18 protein-coding genes are annotated in these 22,803 nt (G+C 63.7%); 10 read left to right on the top strand and 8 right to left on the bottom strand.

Features of this window, described 5'->3' with window-relative positions; genetic code table 11:
• Positions 1–23: 23 nt before the first annotated feature.
• Both T31B1_RS14340 and T31B1_RS14335 read right to left on the bottom strand, forming a co-directional pair.
• Entirely contained in the window at positions 24–872 is an 849-nt protein-coding gene (locus tag T31B1_RS14340; RefSeq protein WP_353250198.1) for an alpha/beta fold hydrolase, read from the bottom strand.
• Positions 856–2,559, bottom strand: coding sequence for a PHA/PHB synthase family protein (locus T31B1_RS14335; RefSeq protein WP_353250197.1), 1,704 nt, complete (start codon positions 2,557–2,559; stop codon positions 856–858). The genes T31B1_RS14340 and T31B1_RS14335 overlap by 17 nt, the downstream gene beginning before the upstream one ends.
• A gap of 135 nt (positions 2,560–2,694) precedes the next feature.
• Here T31B1_RS14335 and T31B1_RS14330 point away from each other — a divergent pair, with 135 nt between their 5' ends.
• The 3 genes from T31B1_RS14330 (at position 2,695) to T31B1_RS14320 (ending at position 7,613) form a co-directional block, all read left to right on the top strand.
• Positions 2,695–4,035 carry a YihY/virulence factor BrkB family protein gene (locus T31B1_RS14330; protein WP_353250196.1) on the top strand — a complete coding sequence of 447 codons (1,341 nt, stop codon included), beginning with the start codon at positions 2,695–2,697 and terminating at the stop codon, positions 4,033–4,035.
• A gap of 42 nt (positions 4,036–4,077) precedes the next feature.
• Positions 4,078–5,733 (top strand): AMP-binding protein, encoded by a 1,656-nt coding sequence (locus tag T31B1_RS14325; RefSeq protein ID WP_353250195.1) that lies wholly within the window; start codon positions 4,078–4,080, stop codon positions 5,731–5,733.
• 218 nt (positions 5,734–5,951) lie between these two features.
• Positions 5,952–7,613: an AMP-binding protein gene (locus tag T31B1_RS14320; RefSeq protein WP_353250194.1), complete on the top strand. Its 1,662-nt coding sequence runs from the start codon at positions 5,952–5,954 to the stop codon at positions 7,611–7,613.
• Positions 7,614–7,683: 70 nt separating this feature from the next.
• Here the strand turns inward: T31B1_RS14320 and T31B1_RS14315 are convergent, their stop codons facing one another.
• On the bottom strand, positions 7,684–8,916 hold the full coding sequence (locus T31B1_RS14315; RefSeq protein ID WP_353250193.1) for a putative manganese transporter: 1,233 nt from the start codon (positions 8,914–8,916) through the stop codon (positions 7,684–7,686).
• A gap of 140 nt (positions 8,917–9,056) precedes the next feature.
• A complete protein-coding gene (locus T31B1_RS14310; protein ID WP_353250192.1) occupies positions 9,057–9,986 on the bottom strand; it encodes an AEC family transporter in 930 nt (309 codons plus the stop codon).
• A gap of 97 nt (positions 9,987–10,083) precedes the next feature.
• Here T31B1_RS14310 and T31B1_RS14305 point away from each other — a divergent pair, with 97 nt between their 5' ends.
• Positions 10,084–10,983: a LysR family transcriptional regulator gene (locus T31B1_RS14305; RefSeq protein WP_353250191.1), complete on the top strand. Its 900-nt coding sequence runs from the start codon at positions 10,084–10,086 to the stop codon at positions 10,981–10,983.
• Positions 10,984–11,010: 27 nt separating this feature from the next.
• On the opposite strand, the gene T31B1_RS14300 is transcribed toward T31B1_RS14305, so the two are convergent.
• The 4 genes from T31B1_RS14300 to minC all read right to left on the bottom strand — a co-directional run bounded on the left by T31B1_RS14300 (position 11,011) and on the right by minC (position 14,519).
• A complete protein-coding gene (locus tag T31B1_RS14300; RefSeq protein ID WP_353250190.1) occupies positions 11,011–12,639 on the bottom strand; it encodes a GMC family oxidoreductase in 1,629 nt (542 codons plus the stop codon).
• Positions 12,640–12,713: 74 nt separating this feature from the next.
• Entirely contained in the window at positions 12,714–12,974 is a 261-nt protein-coding gene (minE, locus tag T31B1_RS14295; RefSeq protein WP_353250189.1) for a cell division topological specificity factor MinE, read from the bottom strand.
• A gap of 3 nt (positions 12,975–12,977) precedes the next feature.
• Positions 12,978–13,784: a septum site-determining protein MinD gene (gene minD / locus T31B1_RS14290; RefSeq protein WP_353250188.1), complete on the bottom strand. Its 807-nt coding sequence runs from the start codon at positions 13,782–13,784 to the stop codon at positions 12,978–12,980.
• A 3-nt stretch (positions 13,785–13,787) separates the two neighbouring features.
• A complete protein-coding gene (minC, locus tag T31B1_RS14285) occupies positions 13,788–14,519 on the bottom strand; it encodes a septum site-determining protein MinC (protein ID WP_353250187.1) in 732 nt (243 codons plus the stop codon).
• A gap of 109 nt (positions 14,520–14,628) precedes the next feature.
• Between minC and T31B1_RS14280 the strand changes: the two genes are divergently transcribed.
• The 6 genes from T31B1_RS14280 to T31B1_RS14255 all read left to right on the top strand — a co-directional run bounded on the left by T31B1_RS14280 (position 14,629) and on the right by T31B1_RS14255 (position 22,514).
• Entirely contained in the window at positions 14,629–16,095 is a 1,467-nt protein-coding gene (locus T31B1_RS14280) for a circularly permuted type 2 ATP-grasp protein (RefSeq protein ID WP_353250186.1), read from the top strand.
• A gap of 4 nt (positions 16,096–16,099) precedes the next feature.
• The gene (locus tag T31B1_RS14275; RefSeq protein ID WP_353250185.1) at positions 16,100–17,026 is read left to right on the top strand and encodes an alpha-E domain-containing protein; all 927 of its coding nucleotides are present in this window, start codon (positions 16,100–16,102) and stop codon (positions 17,024–17,026) included.
• Positions 17,027–17,077: 51 nt separating this feature from the next.
• Positions 17,078–18,145, top strand: coding sequence for a zinc-binding metallopeptidase family protein (locus T31B1_RS14270; RefSeq protein ID WP_353250184.1), 1,068 nt, complete (start codon positions 17,078–17,080; stop codon positions 18,143–18,145).
• A gap of 31 nt (positions 18,146–18,176) precedes the next feature.
• A complete protein-coding gene (locus T31B1_RS14265; protein ID WP_353250183.1) occupies positions 18,177–19,046 on the top strand; it encodes a DMT family transporter in 870 nt (289 codons plus the stop codon).
• A complete protein-coding gene (locus tag T31B1_RS14260) occupies positions 19,043–19,942 on the top strand; it encodes an alpha/beta fold hydrolase (RefSeq protein ID WP_353250182.1) in 900 nt (299 codons plus the stop codon). Before T31B1_RS14265 ends, T31B1_RS14260 begins: the two co-directional genes overlap by 4 nt.
• Positions 19,943–20,039: 97 nt before the next feature.
• Positions 20,040–22,514, top strand: a complete 2,475-nt coding sequence (locus T31B1_RS14255; RefSeq protein ID WP_353250181.1) for an acyl-CoA dehydrogenase — start codon at positions 20,040–20,042, stop codon at positions 22,512–22,514.
• Positions 22,515–22,803: the final 289 nt, after the last annotated feature.

The raw sequence follows: 22,803 nt of genomic DNA, 5'->3' as shown, positions 1-22,803 counted from the left end.
AATCAGCGGCCTGGAACGATGTTTTAAAGTGTGTTGTTTTGATCGCGCTCGGTGATCGCCACCCGTGAATCGAGGAATTCGCTGATCAGCCGCACCACTTCGTCGGTCCGTTCGAGCACAAACCAGTGGCCCCCGCCGCGGACCACCGCCAGACGCGCGAGCGGCAACAGCAGCGCAAGCACGCGGCTGTTGACGACCGGGACGATCGCATCGTCATCGCCGGCCATCACCAGCGTGGGCACGTTGAGCCGGTGCAGCCAGCCGAGACTGGTATAGCCGGCGAGCGCATACAGCTGGCCCGCGTGCCCACGCCGGGTCGGCGTCCGGGCACGGGCGAGCGCCACCGCAATCGCATCGCACTCGTCGTTGCGCCGGCCGCCGAACAACCGGCGTGCCTGGGCGGCGTCGGGCGCGGCCCGTGCCAGTCCGGCAGGCCGCGCGAGGCGCACGAGGCTGGCCAGACGTCCGGGCAGCATCAGCTGTCCGCTCGAGGTCGCCGCAAGCACAAGCCGGCGCGTTCGCTCGGCGTGATCACGCGCAAACTGCTGGGCGAGCAATCCGCCCCAGCCGATGCCCATGATATCCACCGGCCGGTCGATGCCGAGCCCGTCGAGCAGCCCGGCCAGTACGCGGGCCAGTCCGCCCATCCGGCGCATCGCACGCACATCCGAAGAGCGCCCGACGCCGGGCAGATCGAAACGGATCACCGGCCGGTCGAGCGCACCGGCGAAGTCGTCGAGAATTTCGAGATTCGCCACGAACTCGTTGCACACGAGGAGCGGCACCCCGGCTCCGGGGGTGACCACGACGTGCAGCCGCTCGCCTTCGATATCGACGTATTCGGCTCGAGTGGAATCAACTTTGACGGACATAACGCCCTGGGGCGGCCTCAATCGGTTCGTGATCGTCATTCCCGTAGACCGTGGGCGCCGGCGTCGGTTCGCCGCCGTGAGTTTCACACCAGCGAATCCAGGCGGGCCACCACGAGCCGGTCTGCTCGCGTGCGCCGCGGCGCCAGGCTGCCGGGTCGAGGCTGTAGTCGTCGTTGACGAAAAAGCGGGCCGTATCATCGCTCGGCGGGCACAGGATCGACTGTACATGGCCTGCCGAGCCGAGCACGAACCGCATGTTGGCCTGAAACATCTGCATGCTGCGATAGCAGGCCTGCCATGGCGTGATGTGATCGCGCGCCCCGGCCACCATGAAAACGTCGTGGTCGATCGCGCTGACATCGATCGGCGTGTCGTCGATACGCAGCCCGCCGGGCCGGCGCAGGCGATTGTCGCGATAGATGCCGAGCAGGTCGGCGTGCAAGGCGGCCGGCAGGCGCGTGGTATCGCTGTTCCAGTACAACACGTCGAAGGCGGGCGGCGGCTGGCCCAGCACATAGTTGTTGACTACGAAGTGCCAGATCAGCTCGTTGGGTCTGAGCCAAGCGAAGGTCCGCGCCATGTCGTCGCCGTCGAGCACGCCCTGGACCTGTGATCGGGCGAGCGCGGCCGCCACCGCGGCTTCGTCGGCAACCCGGGCCAGCCGGCGCGCACGCGGCGAGTCGAGCATGGTCACCAGCAGCGATAGACAACAGACCTTGTCGCCCTGCCCTCGCGCCGACAGGTAGGCCAGTGCGATCGTCGCGGTGAGCCCGCCCGCACACGCGCCGACGAGCTTCACCGGCGCCTCGCCGCCGATCTCGCGGACCACGTCGATTGCCTCGATCAGTGCATGCACGTAGGCATCGAGTCCCCAGTCACGCTGGGCCGCGGTCGGGTTGCGCCAGGACACGGTGAATACCTGCTGGCCGGCATCGAGTGCATGGCGTACGAAGCTCTTGTCCTCGGCCAGATCGATCACATAGAACTTGTTGATCTGAGGCGGGCAGAACAGAACCGGGCGGCTGTCCACCGACGGTGTACGCGGGCTGTACTGGATCAGCTCGAACATCTGGTTGCGATAAACGACCGCACCGGGCGTGGTCGCGATATTTCGGCCGATGACGAACGCGTCGCCGTCAACCTGTCGCGGCAGCCCCCGGTTGGTCCGCAGATCGGTCAGCAGGTGGCGGACGCCGGCGACGATCGACGCTCCGCGCGTGTGGACCGCCCGGTCATAGAAGCCCGGATGAGTGACGAACAGGTTCGATGGCGCGCCGGCAGCCACCAGATGCTCGGCTACGAACAGCAGCCGTCGACGCTGGTCGGCGCCGAGCCGTAACGAATGGACCAGTTCCAGCAGCGCACCGGACCAGGCCAGATACGTCTGCAGAACGCGCCGGAAGGCAGGGTTATCCTGCCAGGCCGGATCGGTGAACCGGCGATCGGCGGGATCGGGTTCGAGACGCGAGCGGCCCAGTGCAATGCGCGTCATCTCGATGCCCAGACGCGCCTGAACCCGCGCTACGGTCACCGGGTGGGAGGCCAGCACGGCCAGCAGTTCGCGTCCGCCGGCCAGCGCCTCCCCCCAACGGGACCCCACGAAGGTGTGGGCACCGGTCAGATCGCGCAGAGCACGCGGCGAGGCGTCGGTGGCAAGGGAACGGGCGTCGGATGCGCGTGCACTCATGGCCTGTCGGCTTCGGAATCGGGCTCGTGGTCAGACATTACAGCAACCCCTGGAACCGGCCCAGCACCCGGCAGCCCACAGCCCCGTCGGATTGCCGGCTACAATGGAGCAGACGACGATCTGAGCCATCGAATCATGCTGAATGCGATACGCAACCGCTTCAACGCGCTGATCTGGGAGCCGGATCTGGCTGACGCGCGCGGGCCGCGTCGGTGGGGCATCACCGCGGTCCGACTGCTGCAGGTTCTGGTGCGCGATATCCAGAACGGCGAAATCACCATGCGTGCGATGGGGCTGGTCTATACCACCCTGCTGTCGCTCGTGCCGCTGCTGGCGCTGGCGTTTTCCATGCTCAAGGCCTTTGGCGTGAATAACGCGCTGCGGCCCGTTCTGCACCGGTTCCTGGCACCGCTCGGTCCTCAGGCCGACGAGATCATCGACAAGGTCGTGGGCTTTGTCGAGAACGTTCAGGTCGGCGTACTCGGCGCGATCGGCGTGGTGCTGCTGATGTACTCGGTGGTGTCGCTCATCCAGAAGGTAGAGAACGGCTGCAACTACATCTGGCAGGTTCGCAAACCCCGCTCGCTGGGGCGGCGATTCACCGAGTATCTGAGCGTGCTCATTGTCGGCCCGATCGTGGTGCTCGCGGCCAGCAGCATGACCGCGTCGTTGAGCAGCAACACGGTCGTGGGCTATCTGAGCACCATAGAGCCTTTCGGCGCATCGCTGTATGTCATCGGCCGACTGGTGCCCTACATCCTTTACAGCGTCGGTTTCACCTTCCTGTACGCGTTCATGCCCAATACGCGGGTCAACGTGCTGCCCGCACTGGGCGGCGGCGTGTTCGCCGGCGTGCTCTGGCAGACCGCCAGCCTGGGCTTTGCGCTGTTCGCGGCCAATTCGAGCAACTACAACGCCATCTATTCCAGCTTCGCGATCCTGATTCTGTTGCTCGTGTGGCTTTATGTGTCCTGGCTGATCATGCTCACCGGCTGTCGCGTGTCATTCTTGCTCCAGCACACCGAGCAGCTCACCCGGGCGCCCTATCCGCCCCGCCTGGGCGCCGATCGACGCGAGGAAATCGCCCTGCTGATGATGACGATCATCGGCCACAGTTTCATGCAGGCAAACCCGCCCTGGCAGGTGGGGCGGCTGGCGCGGTATCTGGGGGTCGCGCCGGATCACGTCTACGACATCGTCGACCAGCTCGTCGGAGCGAATATTCTGGTCGAGAGCGGCGATAGCGTGGTGACGGTGCTGCCACGTCGCGATATCGAATGCCTGAAGGTCAACGATATTCTGGATGCGGTACGCCATGGCGACCCCGCGGCCGCGCCGCCGTCGCGTAACGACGGGCCGCACCGGGAAGTCCTACAATGGATCGAGCGCACCGAGCGCGCACGCCAAGACACGCTCGGAGATCTGTCGCTGAGGGGCCTGGTGACGGCGAGCATGGCCAAGCCGCCGTCCGGTTGACCGTTCGAGCGGTCGACTCATCTGCAAGGGGGACTGGGGAAGATGAACAAGAACTGGCTCGATCACTATCCGATCGGCGTTCGCCACACGATCGATACGGACACCTTCGCCTCAGTTGCAGAGGTCATCGATCGAAGCTGTCGCGACTACGCCGACCGGCCCGCATTTTCCTGTATGGGCGCGACGCTGACCTATGCCGAACTAGATACGGTCTCGGCCGGCTTCGCAGCCTATCTGCAAACGGTACTGGGCATGCAGCGCGGCGAGCGGCTGGCGATCATGATGCCCAATTGCCTGCAGTACGCGGTGGTCCTGTTCGCGGCGTTGCGCGCCGGCCTGGTCGTGGTCAACGTCAACCCGCTGTACACCGCGCGTGAGCTCGAGCACCAGCTCACCGACGCCGAGGTCAAGACGCTCGTCGTCATGGAGAACTTCGCCGCCACGCTGGAAAAGATCTACGACAGCGTGCCGGTCGAAACCGTCATCACGACCCAAATCGGCGACATGTTGCCGACACCGCGCCGTCTGTTGACCAATTTCGTGGTCAAAAAGATCAAGAAACTGGTACCGCCCTGGAACCTGCCCGGCGCCATCGATTTCCGCAGCGCGTTGACCGCAGGGCGGCCGGCGGATTTCCGCCCGCCGCAGCCGAACGCCGACGAACTGGTCTTTCTGCAATACACCGGGGGTACGACCGGCCCGGCCAAGGGCGCGATGCTGTCGAACGCGAACGTGGTCGCCAACGTGCTCCAGTGCCAGGAATGGTTCAAACCGGAGGTGCGTGCCAGCGGCGAGGTCATCATCACTGCGCTGCCGATGTATCACATCTTTGCGCTGACCGTGAATACGCTGGTCTATTTCTCGCTTGGCGGGCACAACGTGCTCGTGACCAATCCCCGGGACATGCCGGGATTCGTGAAGATCCTCTCGCAGTATCGCTTTTCGGCAATCACCGGTGTGAACACACTCTATAACGGCCTGCTCAACACACCGGGCTTCGACGCATTGGATTTCTCGACCCTGAAATTCTCCATGGCCGGGGGCATGGCCACCCAGCAGGCAGTGGCCGAGCGCTGGTCGCAAACCACCGGTTCTCCGATCATTGAAGGCTACGGGCTGTCCGAGACCTCCCCGGTAGTCAGCTGCAACGCACTGGACGTGCGCCAGTTCAACCATTCGATCGGCATGCCCCTGCCCTCCACCGACGTCGATATCCGTGACGATGCCGGCCAGAGCGTGGCGCTGGGCGAGCCTGGCGAACTGTGTGTACGCGGCCCGCAGGTCATGTCCGGCTACTGGCATCAGGACACGGTCAATGCACAAGCCTTCACCGACGACGGCTTTTTTCGTACCGGCGATATCGCGAGACAGAACGAACAGGGCCTGTTCTATATCGTCGATCGCAAGAAGGACATGATTCTGGTCTCGGGCTTCAACGTCTACCCGAACGAGATCGAGGACGTGGTCGCCACGCACGACGGCGTGCTGGAAGCCGCCGCGGTGGGCGTACCCGACGAGAAATCGGGCGAGGCAGTGAAGCTGTTCGTGGTGCGAAAACGCGCCGACCTGACGCTCGACGAAGTACGCCGCTACTGCCGCGAGCATCTGACCGGCTACAAGGTGCCCAAACACTACGAATTCATCGCGGAAGTGCCGAAATCCAACGTGGGCAAGATCCTACGCAAGGAGTTGCGCTGACCGCGCGATGCCCCGGCCGGACTCACGCCGGCCGGCCGCGACACTAGCGCAGTTTGTCGCCACCATCGCAGCTCGATCGCCAAAGCCCCTGCCTTCGCCCCGATGCGAATACCACGATTGGCCTATCCGTTCATACCATTCGCTGCTGATATACTCGAAAAAAGACCCCGAACCGGTTGTCTGCGGACACCGGGCGATATCGTCAAAGAGGAGCGCTCGTGAACAAGACCTGGCTGGAACAATATCCGCAAGGCGTGGCCGCAGAGGTCGAAGTCGATCCCAAGCGCACGATCGTCGATCTTTTCGAACAGAGCATCAAGAACTTCGGGCCGAATCCGGCATTTAGCAACATGGATTGCGAGATCACCTACGACGATCTCGATACGCAAAGCCGCAATTTTGCCGCTTTTCTGCAGAACGACCTCGGTTTCGCCAAGGGCGACCGCATCGCCATCATGATGCCGAACCTGCTGCAGTATCCGATCGCGCTGTTCGGAATCCTGCGCGCGGGCATGGTGGTGGTCAACGTCAATCCGCTCTACACCGCCCGCGAACTCGAGCACCAGCTGAGCGACGCCGGCGTGCGCGGCATCGTCATCGTGGAGAACTTCGCGGCGACGCTCGAACAGGTCATCGACAAGGTCGCCCTCGAGGCGGTCATCACCACCCAGATCGGCGATCGGCTGCCCCTGCTCAAGCGCACGCTCGTCAACGCCGTGGTCAAGCACGTCAAGCGGATGGTGCCGAGCTTCAAGCTGCCGGGGGCGACGCGCTTCAACGATGCGCTCGCCAAGGGCGCAAAACAGACGCTCAAGCCGGTCGAGCTGTCCGGCGAGGACATCGCGTTTCTTCAATACACCGGTGGCACCACGGGCCTGGCCAAGGGCGCGATGCTCTTGCATCGCAATCTGATCGCCAATATCGCCCAGTGCAACGAATGGCTCGACCCCTGGACCGAGCGCGGCAAGGAAGTGATCATCACGCCGCTGCCGCTCTACCATGTGTTCGCCCTGATGGCTAACTGCATGGTGTTCATGCAGCTCGGCGGCAAGAACGTGCTGATCACCAATCCGCGCGATATCCCGGCGCTGGTCAAGGAATTCGACAAGCACAAGCCCACCGCCTTCACGGGCGTGAACACGCTGTTCAACGCCCTGGTCAACAACGACGATTTCACCAAGCTCGATTTCTCGAAGCTCAAGCTCACACTGGGCGGCGGTGCGGCCGTACAGAAGGCCGTGGCCGAGAAATGGAAGCAGGCCACTGGGGTGCCGCTGATCGAAGCGTACGGTCTGACCGAGACATCACCGGGCGCCTGTATCAACCCGCTGTCGCTGGAAGACTACAACGGCTCGATCGGCCTGCCGCTACCCTCCACGCTCGTGTCGATACGCGACGACGAGGGCAATGAGGTACCGCACGGCGAAGCCGGCGAGCTGTGTATCCAGGGGCCTCAGGTCATGGCCGGCTACTGGAACAAACCCGAGGAGAACGAGAAGACGTTTTTCCCGGACGGCTTCTTACGCACCGGCGATGTGGCCAAGATGGACGATCAGGGCTTTTTCTATATCGTCGATCGCAAGAAGGACATGATTCTGGTGTCCGGCTTCAACGTGTACCCGAACGAGATCGAGGACGTTGTCGCCCAGCACCCGAAGGTCATGGAAGCAGCCTGTGTCGGGGTCGAGGACGAAAAATCCGGCGAAGTGGTCAAGGTCTTCGTGGTCAAGAAGGACGACAGCCTGACCGAAAAGGAACTGATCGAGTTCTGCCGCAAGGAATTGACCGGTTACAAGGTGCCCAAGCAGGTCGCCTTCATCGACGAGCTGCCCAAATCCAACGTCGGCAAGATCCTGCGCAAGGACCTGCGCGACAGCTGAACGGCCGGCCGGAATCGTGGAGGCGCGGATCGCCGGCCACGCGGGCCGGCGACCGCACGTCCGGCCGATACTAGACGCCGTACAGGAACATGGCATAGCCAACCAGCAGCGCAGGCAGGGCTGAATACAGGGTGGCCAGCAACGCTGCCCGCGGCGCCAGTGCCAAGGCCGGAAACAGCGCATCGCCGTCGTTGCTGATCGCGTTGGCCGCAAGCGTCGACATCGGCACCACGCCGCTCAGATAGAGCGTGGTCAGCAGAATCTGCGGGCCACAGCCCGGTATGAAACCAACCACGACCCCCGCCAACGGCATCAGCGGCGCAGCGATATCGAACCAGGCTGCCGGATCGGTCCCCGTGAACAAAACGCTCAGCTCGAACACCAGGAACGCGGCGACCACCCAGACGGTCACGAAATTCGTATCGGGTCGCGCGCGCCGGGCCAGTGCCCGTAACCGCAGCGAACCGCCGAATCGCCTGGTTATATGCGCGTGCCCCAAACCCGGAATCGCGCCGTTGCATTCGCTCGCAGCCGCATCGGCGCGCGCGGCCCACATGATCAGCGCGAGCATCGCCCCGCTGCATCCCAACCAGGTGGCCGGTTGGTAATCTGACAATCCCCCGAACCAGCTGTTCGGATCCTGTTGCAGTGCGATGGCGATGGCCAACGGCAGCCCGGCGATCCAAAGCACGACCCAGCCGGTGTCGAGCCATGACGACCGTTCTGGCGCTTCACCGTATTGAACGACGGCGGTCCGGTTCGCCGTGGCCGCGGGGCGCAGAAAACCCGGGCCGTGTACTGCATCGACTGTCCACCCGCAGACCAGCGCGGATATCAGGCTGATACCCAGCACGACGCCGGCCGTTCCCGGCGCCGCGGCGATCAGCAGAAAGGCCGCGTCGCCCATGGTGGCAATCAATACAGCGACCAACCCGCCAAAACCCATTCGTCCGTTGACGAACTGTGTCACCACCACGATCGCGCCGCCACAGCCAGGCAAAAGGCCCAGCCCGGCCGCGAGCGGAACCTGGGCTCGACCGGCCCCGGCCAGCCGGGCTTCGAGATCGATGGAAAAGCGCTGCTCCACCGTGTAAAGCAGCATCAGCGTCGCTGCCACGAATACGCTGACCTGGAGATAGGCTTCGGCCAGGGTATCTCGCACCAGGGTGCCAACATCGGCATCGCTGAACAGGGCCACCGCGAGCAGCAGCGGTACTGCCCATCGCCATCCAGGCAGCCTGTATCCCGACGGCTCGCCGATGCGATCCGTGCGCGTCAACCCGTGCGATGTTTGTTTCATCATGGGCTGATATTAAGCCTATGCTTATTTTTAACGCAAGCGCCCTATTCATCCACCGACCCTGCATGGACGAGCGTGCGAGCTGCGGATCATCGGCGCGCATCAGTATACGAACGCAGCGCCCTCCCGGCCGCTGCGCGCACTCAGGATGCGATCAGGTACAGACAGAATGACAAAGTCAGTAGCGAGCCCAATGTCGATAGCAAGATCGTGCTGGACACCACTGACGCCTCGCGGTGATAGAACTCGGCGAGCATGTACGGTCCGGTACCCGTTGGCAGAGCGGCCAAGAGCAAAGCGGCCTGGGCCCAGAACAGCGGCAGATCGAACACATAGGCGGCAAGAACCCATGCCAACGCCGGCTGTGCCACGAGCTTGAGCGCCACCAGTCCCGGCGCACCCCGCGCGTGAATGCCTTTCGACTGGGCAAGAAATGCGCCCAGTGAAACCAGCGCACACGGTGTCGTCGCCAGCCCCATCAGATGCAGGAATTTCGCCGCCGGCTCGATCAGCGTCAAACCGCTGGCCGCCCACACACCCCCGACGGCCGGGGCCACGACCAACGGATTCCGAACGAGTGCTGATAGAACCTTGACCACGGCCTGGGACAGTGTGCGCTCCGCTTGCAGACCGATCTCGACACAGACGACCGCGACCCCGAACAACACGCACACCACGACGAGCGTGGCTATCAGCGCGGGTACCAGCCCTTCGTCGCCCAACACCAGCACACATAACGGGATGCCGATATAGCCGGTATTGGCATACGAGGCGCCCAGCGCGTCGATGCTCGCATCCGTCAGACCTAGCGGCCCGCGTAAGCGGCATGCCAGTGTCAGAATGAATACGCCCAAGGTGGACAGGACCGACACGGCGATGAATCCCGGATGCCATATCGCAGCCCAGCTTGCGTTCGCGGTGGATTCGAACAGCAGCGCCGGCAGGCACAGCCAGACCACAAAGCGGTTGAGTTCGGACGCAGCGGTCGCGCCCAGCCGCCGGGTACGACGACAGATATAACCGGCCAGAATCAGCCCGAAGATAGGCAACAACACGTTGATGACGGAACCCAACTGGCGACCGATGCAGCGAACAGGAGACCGACGAGGATATGTGTGGGGATCAATACCGTCTAATGCTATATAACGCCCCTATCGATACTCTTTGCGCATGCCCATGGATTTTCGCCAGCTACGTTATTTCGCGACCGTCGCCGAAACCCTCAACTTTGGTGCAGCCGCGCGACAACTGAATATCACCCAACCGCCGTTGAGCCGGCAGATCGCAGCGCTGGAGGCCCGGCTTGGTGTCACACTGTTCAGGCGCAGCTCTCGCTCGGTCGTTCTGACGCCCGCTGGCGCGGATTTTCATGTCCACGTACGACAATTGCTTGAGGACATGGATCGTGCCGAGCGTGCGGTACGGGCCACGGCCGCGGGTGATCGCGGCGAGCTGAGCGTCGGCTTCACCATGTATGCGGCGTGGAACGTGTTGCCCAGGCTGGTGCGCGCATTCAGCGATCACCGACCCGCCATCGCGATCCGGCTGGAAGAAACCCTGCCCGGCCAGCTCGACGACGCACTGGCCTGTGCGCGTGCCGATGTCGGTATCGGCTTTCCCGCCCAGCTCCGGCCGAGCCTGCAGTATCGTCCTCTGTTCCGCGAGCCGATCTGCGCCGTATTACCGAGCACGCACCGGCTGGCCGACCGGACACGCATCGCGGTCGACGAACTCGCTGGCGAACCCTTCGTCACATTTCCGCGGGCTACCGCACCCGCCCTCTACGAAGCACTCGCGCATTGCTGTGCGCGCCACGGCTTCGAGCCCAACATCCGACTGGAGACCCATCTGCAGCAGACCATCGTGAACCTGGTCGCCGCGGGGCTGGGCGTATCGCTCGTACCGGAATCCATGCGGCGCATGCAACTGTCCGGCGCGGTGTTCCGAGCGATCCACGATGCACCTGAAATCGAGCAGGGAATCTACTGGAGCACGGACAACCGCAACCCCTGTCTGGCCCCGTTTCTCGACTGCGTCGATCACTGCACGAGCATCCTGGAATCGACCTGACCCGGGCGCAGCCGAAGCGGCGGTCGGTCAAGCTCGTGCATCTTCGCGGATCATATCGGCAGCCTTTTCGGCGATGGCCGTGGTCGGCGCGTTGGTATTGCCACCCACCAGCGTCGGCATGATCGAGGCATCGACCACGCGCAAACCGTCGAGTCCGTGAACCCGTAGCCGGTCATCGACCACGGCCCGATCGTCATGGCCCATTCGACAGGTGCCCACCGGATGGTAGATGGTTTCGGCCCGCTCACGAATATAAGCCTCGATCGTGGCATCGTCCTGAACGGAATCGCCGGGTTCGAGTTCGCCCGATCGATGGCTGGCCAGCGGCTCGGCGCGCATGATGCGTCGCGCGATCTTGACGGCCTTGACCAGCTGGGCCAGGTCTTCGGGCTCGGCCAGATAATTCGGGTCGATATACGCGTCGGCCATGGGATCGGCGCTGCGAAGACCCACGTGGCCTCGAGACCTGGGCCTTAGATCGCAGATGCGCAGCGTATAGCCGTGATGCTTGATCGTATTCCACAGATTGTGGCCGTGATCCTGTTCGATCGTGGCAATGAAATGCAGCTGCATGTCAGCCAGACGCTCATCGTCGGAACTGCTGAGAAAGCCCCCGGCTTCGGCGACATTGCTGGTCAGCTGACCGCGACCATGAACGAAATACTGCCAGATGGCCCGGGGCGCATCGACCAGCAGAAACCTTGGTCCCAGCCGCAGACTGAGCCGGGTTTTCTCGATATCGATCACGCTGACGTCGAGATGGTCCTGGAGATTCTGTCCCACGCCTTCGAGCGCATGGACAACGGGAATGGCGTGGGTTTCAAGCTCGACGCGCGGGCCGACGCCCGAAAGCATCAGCAGCTGCGGAGAATTGATCGCGCCGCCGCATAGCAGCACTTCCCGCTTCGCGGTCAGATGGCGGTCACCGCCGAACCGGCCTTTCCTGTAGGCCACACCTACTGCCCGCTTGCCTTCGATCAGAATCTTCTTCGCACGCGCGCGCGTGATGACCGTTAGATTGTCCCGATGCGCGATCGGGTGGAGAAACGCATCGGCGTTGCTGCAGCGGCGGCCGTTGTTCTGGGCCACGTTGTACAGCCCGAAGCCCTGCTCCGTGGCACCGCCGAAATCGTCATTACGTCGATAGCCGCAGGCCACCGCGGATTCGATAAAGGCGCGACTGAGCGGGTTGACGTGGCGCAGGTTGCTCACCGTGTAGCCACCGTCGGCGCCATGATACTCGTTCTCGCCGTTCTCGAAACGCTCGGACTTGCGGAAATAGCCGAGCATATCGCGATAACCCCAGCCCCGATTGCCCAACTCCGCCCACTGGTCGTAGTCCCAGGCGTTGCCGCGCGTATAACACTGGGCGTTGATTGCACTCGAGCCACCGAGCGTCTTTCCACGGGGCCAGAACATCTCGCGGCCGCCCATATGTTTCTGCGGTGCGGTGTAGTACGCCCAGTTGAACAGTTTCGACCACATCAGCCCGATGATGCCGATGGGAATATGGATCAGCGGGTTCCAGTCGGCTGGCCCGGCCTCGAGCAGGCAGACGGAGACGTCGGGATCCGCAGAGAGGCGGTTGGCCAGCACACAGCCAGCCGATCCACCGCCCACGATCACGTAGTCGTATGTCTGCTGCGTCGTCGCCATCACCCATCTCCTAGCGAAAATGGGTATTTTTACATATGTCTGGCGCGACTGCTTTCAATCGCCTCGGATTCTGGTCAGTGACGCGAATCCGGCAGCGTGATGTTGAGCTCGAGCACTTCGAGATCGCCCTCGCGCTCGATTTCCATCTGCACGGCTTCGTCGCCGACTTCGATGTACTTGCGTAGAACGGCCAGCAGATCGCGCTGCAACTCGGGAAAATAGGCCGGGTGATCGCCCCCGCCGCTTCGCCGATGGGCGACCACGAGCTGAAGCCGCTCCTTGGCCATGCTTGCCGAGCCCTTCTTTTCGGAACGGAATACGTCGAGCCAACCCATGGTTTATCTCCCCATCAGGCGATCGAGAAAGCCTTTCTTCGCTTCGGTGAAGCGCATCGGACGATTCTCGCCGAGAAAGCGCGCCACCATATCCAGATAAGCCTGGCCAGCATCGGCGTTGTCTTCCAGCGCCACCGGCATGCCCGAGTTCGATGCATTGAGCACCGTTTCCGATTCCGGAATCACGCCGAGCAGCGGGATACCCAGGATGTCATTCACGTCGCCCAGCGAGAGCATCTCGCCCTTGCCAACCCGGTTCGGAGCGTAACGTGTGACCACCAGATGCTCCTTGACCGGCTCGCCGCCTTCCTTGGCACGCTTGGTCTTGGACGACAGCATGCCGAGCACGCGATCGGAGTCGCGCACCGAGGAGACTTCCGGGTTAGTGACCACCAGCGCCTCGTCGGCGAAATACATGGCCATGATCGCACCGGTCTCGATACCGGCCGGTGAATCGCAGACGATATAGTCGAATTCCTCGGCCAGCTTGTTGAGCGTTCGCTCCACCCCCTCCAGCGCCAGCGCATCCTTGTCACGGGTCTGCGATGCGGCAAGGATATAGAGATTCTCGACCCGCTTGTCGCGGATCATGGCCTGCTTCAGATTGGCCTCGCCCTGGATGACGTTGATGAAGTCGAAGACCACGCGACGCTCACACCCCATGATGAGGTCGAGGTTCCGCAAGCCCACGTCGAAATCGATGACGATGGTCTTGTGGCCACGCATGGCCAGGCCCGTTGCAAATGACGCCGCGGTGGTGGTCTTGCCGACCCCGCCTTTACCGGACGTGACGACGATCGTTTTTGCCACTCGCTACTCCTGCAATTCTATAGTCAAGTTGTCGTGCTCCAGGGTGACCTGTACCGTTTTGGAGCGTACGTCCTCGTCGATGGCGTCGGCCACCTTGTAGCAGCCGGCGATCGCAACCAGATCGGGTTCGAATCGCCGGCAGAATATTCGTGCTTCGGTATCCCCGCTGGCTCCGGCCAACGCCCGGCCACGCAGCGCCCCGTAAATATGGATATGGCCGTCGGCAAGCACTTCCGCACCCTCGCTCACCGACGAGGCGATGACCAGATCGCCGCCCCGAGCGTAGATCTGCTGGCCCGAGCGGACCGGCCGTGTCACCAGCCGGCTCGGGGTCCGGGTCGAACCGCCCGGCCCGGCGTCGGCGCGTTCGGGCGCACGCTGCGGCTCGGCGGGGCGCCCCGCGGCCGCGCTGTTGCCGCGGGCCGGCGAAGCGATCACGCCCAAACCGGCGCGCTGTGCGGCCAGGCTTGCCTCTTCGCTCGGATCGAGCACGCCGACCAGTACCAGCCCGACTTCGCGCAGGATGCGCGCTACATCGGCCAGATCGGGCAACGCTTCGGGCAGCGACAACAGTACCGGCATGCGCGAGAAAAACCCCGGCGTGCGACGCAGCTGATCAGCGATGAGCTGGGCGATACGGTCGCTGTCGGTCTCACGCATCTCGAGCACGGTCAGCGTCATCATCCGACCCTTGAAAACGACGCCGCTGTCTGTCGCAGTGCTGGTGCCCGCCATGCTGTTCATCGCGTGAGAAACAAGACGCGGAGTCTAGCAGACCATGGCGCGCCCATTGCATAGAAAATGGCGCTAATCTAGGCATGCAACGATTGCGTGTGACTATTCCATGAACGACTTCTGGCAAGGCTATCGAAGCCCAGGTTTCTTCGACGAGCTGTTCGACGACAACGGCCTGCCCCGCGTGTCGGCCCGCTCGCTCATCCGACAGCTCGGCGAACTCGGCGCGCCGGAGCTGCTCAACCGCCGCACGGCGGCCGATCTGTCGATCAAGTCGATGGGCATCACCTTCACGGTGTATTCCGATGCAGGGATGATCGATCGTGCCTGGCCGTTCGATGTGCTGCCACGCACCATCGGAGAATCCGAATGGCAGCGGGTTCGAGATGGGCTGATCCAGCGGGTCACCGCACTGAACATGTTCATCGCCGATCTGTACGGCGATCAGGCGATCATCGCCGACGGCGTCTTCCCGCGTGAGGTGCTGGAGCAGTCGGTCAACTTCCGACCCGAATGCGTCGGCATCCGGCCGCCGGGCGATATCTGGGCGCATATCTGTGGTTCCGACTTGGTCCGCGACGGCAACGGCGACTTTTACGTCCTCGAGGACAACCTGCGCGTACCCTCGGGCGTGTCGTACATGGTCGAGAACCGCCTGGTTTCCAAACGAGTGTTCCCGGAGCTGTTCGAACAGCACACGATCCTGCCCGTCGACGACTACGCCAGTGAACTGCTGGATGCCCTCAATGCCCTGTCTCCTCGCCCGGATATCACGCCCAACGTGGCGCTGATGACACCGGGCGTCTACAACTCGGCGTTCTTCGAGCATGTCTGGCTCGCCGGCCAGATGGGTGCGGAGCTGGTCCAGGGCAGCGATCTGTATGTCGATCGCGACGATTGTGTCTATGCCCGCACGATCTTCGGCGCCCAACGCGTGGACGTTATCTACCGGCGCGTGGACGACGCCTTCATCGACCCGGAGGTGTTTCGATCCGACTCCATGCTTGGTACGCCGGGGCTGATGCGCGCCTGGCGTGCGGGCAACGTGGCGATCGCCAACGCACCCGGTGCCGGCGTGGCCGACGACAAAGTCGTCTATGCCTTCGTCCCGGAGATCATTCGCTACTATCTCGGCGAGGAAGCTGAGCTGCCGAACGTCCCGTCCTATCTGTGCATGGACGCCGATCAGCGCGCCTACGTGCTCGACAATCTGGACAAACTCGTGGTCAAACCGGCCAACGAGTCCGGCGGCTACGGCATGCTCATCGGCCCGCGGGCCACCGAGGCCGAGCGGGCCCAGTTCGCCGACCTGATCAAACGCAACCCGCGCAACTACATGGCCCAGCCCACGCTGGATCTATCCACCGCCCCCACGCTCATCGATGGTCATGCTGCGCCGCGCCACGTCGATCTACGACCGTTCATCGTGTCTCGACCGGGCGGGCCCGGCTTCGTGACCATGGGCGGGCTGACCCGGGTGGCGCTGCGCGAAGGCTCTCTGGTGGTCAACAGCTCCCAGGGCGGGGGCAGCAAGGATACGTGGATCGTGCAGGACGACGCGGCCGAGGGGGCTTGAGACCATGCTGTCACGACTTGCACAGAACCTGTTCTGGGCCGGGCGTTATCTGGAGCGTGCCGAATCCAGCGCGCGCCTGATCAACGCGACCACCCTGCTGCTGCTGGATCTGCCGCGCCAGACCGAGTTCGACTGGCGCGCCCTTGTAGAGATCGTCGGCGCCGACGATCTGTTCGGCCAGCGCTACCCCGACGGCACCGAGACCAGCGTGATGCGCTTTCTCACCGTCGACCGCGTTCATCCCGGGTCTATCGCCAGTTCGGTAGCCATGGCCCGCGAGAACCTGCGCAGTGCGCGCGATCTGATCCCGCGGGAGGTGTGGGAGGAGGTCAATGGATTGCATCTGTTCATGGCCGACGAGGGTCAGCAGATCGAAAGACGGCTGGCACGCAGCCGGGTGATGGACCGCGTGGTGCGTACCGTGCGCCTGACCGCCGGCCAGATCGAATCGGGCATGAGCCGCGATGCCGCCTACGACATGCTCTGGCTGGGCCTCTCTATCGAACGGGCCGATATGACGACCCGTGTGATCGACGTACGCAGCAGCGATCTGCTCATCGACGACCACGCTGATCTGCAGCCGTATCAGACCGTGCAGTGGATCAGCGTGCTCAAATCATTGAGCGCTTTCCAGATGTATCGTCGGCACGTGCGCTCGCGCGTCAGCGGCGCCTCGGTGGTGCGTTTTCTGCTCTCGGATATGGCATTCCCGCGCTCGACCCGCTTTTGTCTGCACCAGGCCGAGGCACGCCTGGCCCGACTGCCCGCGCCGGGTGCCTGTGCCGATCGGCTGCATGACGCGATCGGCGTACTGTCCAACGCCGACTTCAGCCGGCTGTCGGGCCATCGCTTGAGCGAATTCCTCGATCGCATGCAGATCGAACTCAACCGCTTCAACGATGCGCTGCGAGTGCGGTATTTCGAGCTCTGACGCCAGCCAGCGCCACTTTCCTTCCTGGGTCTTCACGGCCGGATACGCTCCATGCGCGATTTCTACTGTCAGTGCGGCAACTCGATCTATTTCAATAACACCCAGTGTCTGCGCTGCCGGCGGCGGCTGGGTTTCGCCGCCGAGGCCGGGCGTCTGACCGCTATCGAGCCACTGGGCGACGGCCGTTGGCAGGTACCGGCGGCCGGCAGCGTACAAGGGCGTATCTACCGTCTATGCGAAAACTATGAGAAACACGACATCTGCAACTGGCTGGTCCCCGACGATGCGCCCCATCGACAGTGCCGCGCCTGTCGGCTGACCCGTACGATCCCCGATCTGAGCGTGCCCCGACATCATGCCCTCTGGGCCAGGCTGGAGGCGGCCAAGCGTCATCTGGTGTGCAATCTGATCTCCCTGGGACTGCCGATCGTCGGTCGCGACAGGGATCCCGATTACGGTCTGGCGTTCGATTTTCTGGCCGATCGCGATGCGCAGACCGAGTTCATCGAACCGCTGGCCGGCCAGGCTCGGGTCACGACCGGTCATGCCAATGGCGTGATCACCATCAATATCGCCGAGGCCGACGACGTCGCCCGCGCGCGCATGCGCGAACAGATGGGCGAGCACTACAGAACCCTGTTAGGACATTTCCGTCACGAGATCGGCCACTATTACTGGGAGCATCTGGTACGCGCCACCCCAGCCATCGACGAATACCGCGGCCTGTTCGGTGACGAACGCGCCGACTACGGTCAGGCCTTGAGCCGTCATTATCGTCAGGGCGCGCCGTCGGACTGGCATCAACGCTTTGTTACGCCCTATGCTTCAGCCCACCCTTGGGAGGACTGGGCCGAATCGTGGGCACACTATCTGCACATGCGGGATACGCTGGAGACGGCGACCGAATACGAATTGATCAAGCCGCCGCCCTGGCAACGCAACGCGCACGATTTCGACGCCCTGACCCATCGCTGGACTTATCTCGCGATCGGCATGAACGCGGTCAATCGGAGCATGGGGCTGCCCGATGCCTACCCGTTCGTGTTGCCGGCCGCGGCCTACGAGAAGCTGCGTTTCATCCACCGGCTGGTCGACGCCTGCGAGTATCCCGTCCACTGAGCCCAGCCCGGGCCGAACGCCGGGTTGCAACATGACGTTGAACACCCGGCTACACGGCATGCTGCTTACCGGCGGCGGCGTACTCGTACTCAGCCCGGACGCAATTCTCATTCGACTGCTGGACACCGATACGGCCACGACCCTGTTCTATCGCGGCCTGGCCATGGGCGTGGGCCTGTTCCTGTTCATCGGGCTGCGCGACCGTGGTCTGGGCCGCGCGTTCGCACAGCTGCGCCAGCCTGCCGGCTGGGGGCTGGCGTTGCTGTTCGCGGCCAGTAATTTCGGCTTCGTGACCGCACTGGCCCATACCGGCGTGGCGGATACACTGGGATGCCTGGCTACGGCCTCGATCTTTGCCGCACTGTTCAGCGCATTGTTTCTGGGCGAGCGGGTGCCGCTGAGGGTCTGGGTCGTATCGATCGCGATCGCCGCGGGCCTGTTCCTGATCGCCATCGGCGGCACCGGCGACAGCAGCGGCCGGCTGGCCGGTATTGCCACAGCCGCAGCGTTTGGCGGCGCGTTCGTGATCATGCGGGCGACCGGCAATGGCGATACCCTGCCCGGGCTGGCCGGTGCCGGACTGCTGATGATGCTGATCGCCTGGCTGCCGGCCAGTCCGATGGCCGCCGGGCCGCAGGATATCGCCGTGGTAGCTGCGCTGGCCGTGGTGCTGCCGACCGCGTTCGGCCTGATCGGCTCGGGCCCACGCTATCTGCCGGCCGCCGAGGTCAGCCTGCTGATGCTGCTCGAAACGGTGTTCGGCACGCTCTGGGCCTGGTGGCTGCTGGGCGAGTCCCCGGCCCACGCCACGCTGTTGGCGATCGTGCTGATTCTCGGCTCGCTCGCGCTGTTCTTTGCCCGCCAGGCCACGGCCTCTCCAGAGGCAGACGCTGCGCCATGACGATCGCTTTCCATACCCGATATGTACCGGTCGGTGCGCTGTCTTACGCCGTGCGCGAGGCAGGGCCGCCGGATGCGATCCCGGTGTTCCTGCTGCACGGGCTGATGGATACCGGTGCGAGTTTCGATGCACTGGCGCAGGCCATGGACAAGCGTCGGCCCGGGCATTTTCGATTCATTGCGCCGGATTGGCGCGGCCATGGAGACACCGGCGCGCTGGCCGACACCTACTGGTTCCCCGAATATCTGGTCGATCTGGAACGACTCATCGTCGACTGCGTGCCCGAACGCGATCGCGCGGTGGTACTGGTCGGCCACAGCATGGGCGGCCAAGTAGCCAGCCAGTATGCCGGCGTACGCCCGACGCGCGTGTCGCACCTGATTACCCTCGACAGCCTCAACGTACCGGATGCCGACCCGGCCGATACCCCCTCGCGCTATCGGCGCTGGCTCGATGCCAAGCAGCGGCCGCCCCAGGAACGCGTTTACGATGACGTCGAGGCGATCGCCGCCCGAATCGGCAAGCGTTACCCCGAACTGAGCGAGGCCCAGCGCCTTGCCCTGGCCAGCCAGTGGTCATCGCCCGTCTCGGCCGTCGATGCGCGTCGGCGCATGCGCCACGACGTCTGGCACCGGGTGACGTTCCCCTACGGCTTTCGGCTCGACGAAGCCATGGCGCTCTGGCGAAGCGTCGAGGCGCGCGTACTGTGTCTGGATGCGGCCGATTCATTCATGCGATGGATCAGCGATGCACAGGAGATGGCCCGCCGCCGCGCCTGCTTCGCCGATGTGACCCATGCAGTGATACCCGCCTGCGGCCATATGCTGCATATCGAGCAGCCCGACCGCATTGCCGATCAAATCGATACATTCCTGGCCGCCCGCGGCTCCGGCTGAGTCGGCGACGGCCGGATTTGCGAGCCCGCAGATCCCGGCCTATGCTCGAAATAAAGTCGCAGCGCCGGCCGCGTCGCCGGCTACGGAGTGTTCTGCCATGCTCGCTATCGCCTGGATCGTACTGTTCATCGCCGCCGGACTCGCCCTGGCCTACCACCGGGTCAGCCTGCGCACTGTCACGATCACGCTGGCTGCGTTGCTGGCCGTGTGCACACTCACGAGCACGGGCTTCGGCGTGGGCTTGTTCCTCTGGCTGGTGTTTGCCGCGATTGCCGTGCCGTTGAACATTACGGCGATCCGCAAACCCTGGATCACCCGTCCGGCGCTCGATCTGTTCTGTCAGGTTCTGCCTACCATCTCCGCGACCGAACAGACCGCACTGGACGCCGGCAGCGTCTGGTGGGAAGGCGAAATGTTCTCGGGCACGCCGAACTGGCGGCGCCTGGACAAGCTGCCACAGGCCGAGCTGTCCGACGAAGAACAGGCGTTTCTGGACGGCCCGGTCCAGCAGCTGCTGGATCTGTGCGACGAATGGAAGATCACCTACGAACAGGGCGATCTGTCCGATCAGGCTTGGCAGTTCATCAAAGACAACAAGTTCTGGGCGATGATTATTCCCAAGCGCTATGGTGGCCTGGAGTTTTCTGCCTATGCGCACTCCTGTGTGCTGGCCAAGATCGGATCGGGGCCAGCCGGTGGCACCGTTGGCCCCATCGTGGCCGTGCCGAACTCCTTAGGGCCTGCCGAGCTGCTCATGCACTACGGCACCGACGAGCAGAAGGACCACTACCTCCCGCGACTGGCGCGCGGCCAAGAGATCCCCTGCTTCGGCCTGACCAGCCCGTTCGCCGGGTCCGACGCGGGCGCGATTCCCGATCGCGGCGTGGTGTGTCGCGGCCAGTGGCAAGGCGAAGAGGTGCTGGGCATGAAGCTCACATGGAACAAGCGCTACATCACGCTGGCGCCGGTGGCCACTGTCCTGGGCCTGGCGTTCAAGATGTACGATCCGGACGGTTTGCTGGGCGAACAGCGCGAACTGGGCGTGACCTGTGCGCTGGTTCCCACGGACCTGGAAGGCGTCCATACCGGGCGACGGCATTTCCCGGCCAGCGCGCCGTTCCAGAATGGCCCGACCTGGGGAGACGAGGTGTTCGTGCCCCTGTCGTTCATCATCGGCGGCCAGAAGATGATCGGCCAGGGCTGGCGGATGCTCATGGAATGCCTGTCGGTCGGGCGATCCATTTCGCTGCCCTCCGGCTCGGCCGGCGACGCCATCGGCAACGCACGCCTGACCGGCGCATACGCGGTCATCCGACGCCAGTTCAATGTCTCCATCGGCGCCTTCGAAGGTGTACAGGAAGCACTGGCCCGTATCGGAGGTCGCACCTATGCCTGCGAATCGGTACGCCGGTTCACCGCCAACGCGGTGGATCTCGGCGAAAAGCCGTCCGTGGCCTCGGCGATTGCCAAATACCATGTGACCACCCTGAGTCAGGCCGTGGCCAAGGACGCGATGGACGTGCACGCAGGCAAGGCCGTCATGCTTGGACCATCGAATCCGGTGGCCCGCAGTTTTCAGGCGGCGCCGGTGAATATTACCGTCGAAGGCGCCAATATACTCACCCGGTCGATGATGATTTACGGCCAGGGGGCCATCCGCTGTCACCCCTACGTGCTCGATGAAATCGCTGCGGCACAGAACAGCGATCGCAGCGCCGCCCTGAACGACTTCGACCGGTTGTTCTATGCCCATGTCGGCCACGATCTGTCGGCGGCCGCCCGTTCGCTGGTGATGGGCATCACCGGTGGGCGTGGCAGTGTGACCGGCGCCGATCCGGCCCTGGCCCGTCACTATCAGGCGATGAACCGCTACTCGGCTAATCTGGCACTGTTGTCGGATATCGCGATGGCCACGCTCGGCGGCAGCCTGAAATTCCGCGAATCCCTATCGGGGCGGCTTGGCGATGTGCTGTCGAATCTGTATATCGCCAGTGCCACGCTCAAACGCTATACCGAAGACGGCAGCCATGACGAGGATCTGCCGTTGGTCGAGTGGGTCTGCGAACAGGCGTTCGCTGATATCGAAACCGCGCTTGCCGGTGTGATTCGACATCTACCGAACCGTCCGGCTGCCTGGCTGGCCGGCGTGTTGATCTTTCCGCTCGGCCGCACAGCCCGCACCCCGGGCGATGGCCTCGGCCAGCGAATCGCGGCGATATTGCAGCAGCCCGGCGCAGTGCGCGACCGGCTCACCCCGCGTTGTTATATCTCCCAGACCAAAGCCGAAGAGGGTACTGCTTTGTTCGAACGCGCCATGCAGGCCACGCTCGACTGCGCAGATCTGCAGGCAAGACTTGTCAAGGCGCGCAAGGACGGCACGATTACCGCCGATCATCCGCGCGACCAGATCGAGCAGGCCGGGGACAACGGCACGCTGGGCTCCGAAGAGCTCGAACGGATGCGCGAGCTGTATGCGCTGCAGATGGCTGTGATCCGTGTCGACGACTTCGATCCGGCCGAAATGCAGTCGGCCATCGCCAAACAAGACGATTCCCGCTCCTGCGCTGCTTGAGCCCTTATCGTTGAACACCCGGCGGGGCGGGACCCGCCGGGTACGTGTGTCATAGCGAACCGGTGCGCGTGCGTGCGCGGTTATGCGCGTGCGCGCCGGCCGACAGCTTTTGCGGCGACGGCGCACGGCGGCTTCGTGCCCGGCGGTCACCCTGTCCCGAATGTCGTCATACAACGACAGAACCCTGTTTCCATCGGCGCTTCCGCGGCTCGACCGACCGGTCGTTCATAATGCTGCGATGCGGCAGATTCCGATTGTAATCAGTATTTTCGCGCGGACATCTGGCGCC

Origin of the sequence: Salinisphaera sp. T31B1 (assembly GCF_040361275.1) — a bacterium.
In the GTDB taxonomy this organism is placed as follows: Bacteria; Pseudomonadota; Gammaproteobacteria; order Nevskiales; family Salinisphaeraceae; genus Salinisphaera.
The sequence above is the reverse complement of the archived record's forward strand: the minus strand, read 5'-3'. Positions and strand labels throughout refer to the sequence as shown.

Coding starts and splice junctions, on each gene's coding strand:
- T31B1_RS14340 (WP_353250198.1), bottom strand. CDS start 872: ATGTCCGTCAAAGTTGATTCCACTCGAGCCGAATACGTCGATATCGAA.
- T31B1_RS14335 (WP_353250197.1), bottom strand. CDS start 2,559: ATGAGTGCACGCGCATCCGACGCCCGTTCCCTTGCCACCGACGCCTCG.
- T31B1_RS14330 (WP_353250196.1), top strand. CDS start 2,695: ATGCTGAATGCGATACGCAACCGCTTCAACGCGCTGATCTGGGAGCCG.
- T31B1_RS14325 (WP_353250195.1), top strand. CDS start 4,078: ATGAACAAGAACTGGCTCGATCACTATCCGATCGGCGTTCGCCACACG.
- T31B1_RS14315 (WP_353250193.1), bottom strand. CDS start 8,916: ATGATGAAACAAACATCGCACGGGTTGACGCGCACGGATCGCATCGGC.
- T31B1_RS14305 (WP_353250191.1), top strand. CDS start 10,084: ATGCCCATGGATTTTCGCCAGCTACGTTATTTCGCGACCGTCGCCGAA.
- T31B1_RS14300 (WP_353250190.1), bottom strand. CDS start 12,639: ATGGCGACGACGCAGCAGACATACGACTACGTGATCGTGGGCGGTGGA.
- minE (WP_353250189.1), bottom strand. CDS start 12,974: ATGGGTTGGCTCGACGTATTCCGTTCCGAAAAGAAGGGCTCGGCAAGC.
- minC (WP_353250187.1), bottom strand. CDS start 14,519: ATGGCGGGCACCAGCACTGCGACAGACAGCGGCGTCGTTTTCAAGGGT.
- T31B1_RS14280 (WP_353250186.1), top strand. CDS start 14,629: ATGAACGACTTCTGGCAAGGCTATCGAAGCCCAGGTTTCTTCGACGAG.
- T31B1_RS14275 (WP_353250185.1), top strand. CDS start 16,100: ATGCTGTCACGACTTGCACAGAACCTGTTCTGGGCCGGGCGTTATCTG.
- T31B1_RS14270 (WP_353250184.1), top strand. CDS start 17,078: ATGCGCGATTTCTACTGTCAGTGCGGCAACTCGATCTATTTCAATAAC.
- T31B1_RS14265 (WP_353250183.1), top strand. CDS start 18,177: ATGACGTTGAACACCCGGCTACACGGCATGCTGCTTACCGGCGGCGGC.
- T31B1_RS14260 (WP_353250182.1), top strand. CDS start 19,043: ATGACGATCGCTTTCCATACCCGATATGTACCGGTCGGTGCGCTGTCT.
- T31B1_RS14255 (WP_353250181.1), top strand. CDS start 20,040: ATGCTCGCTATCGCCTGGATCGTACTGTTCATCGCCGCCGGACTCGCC.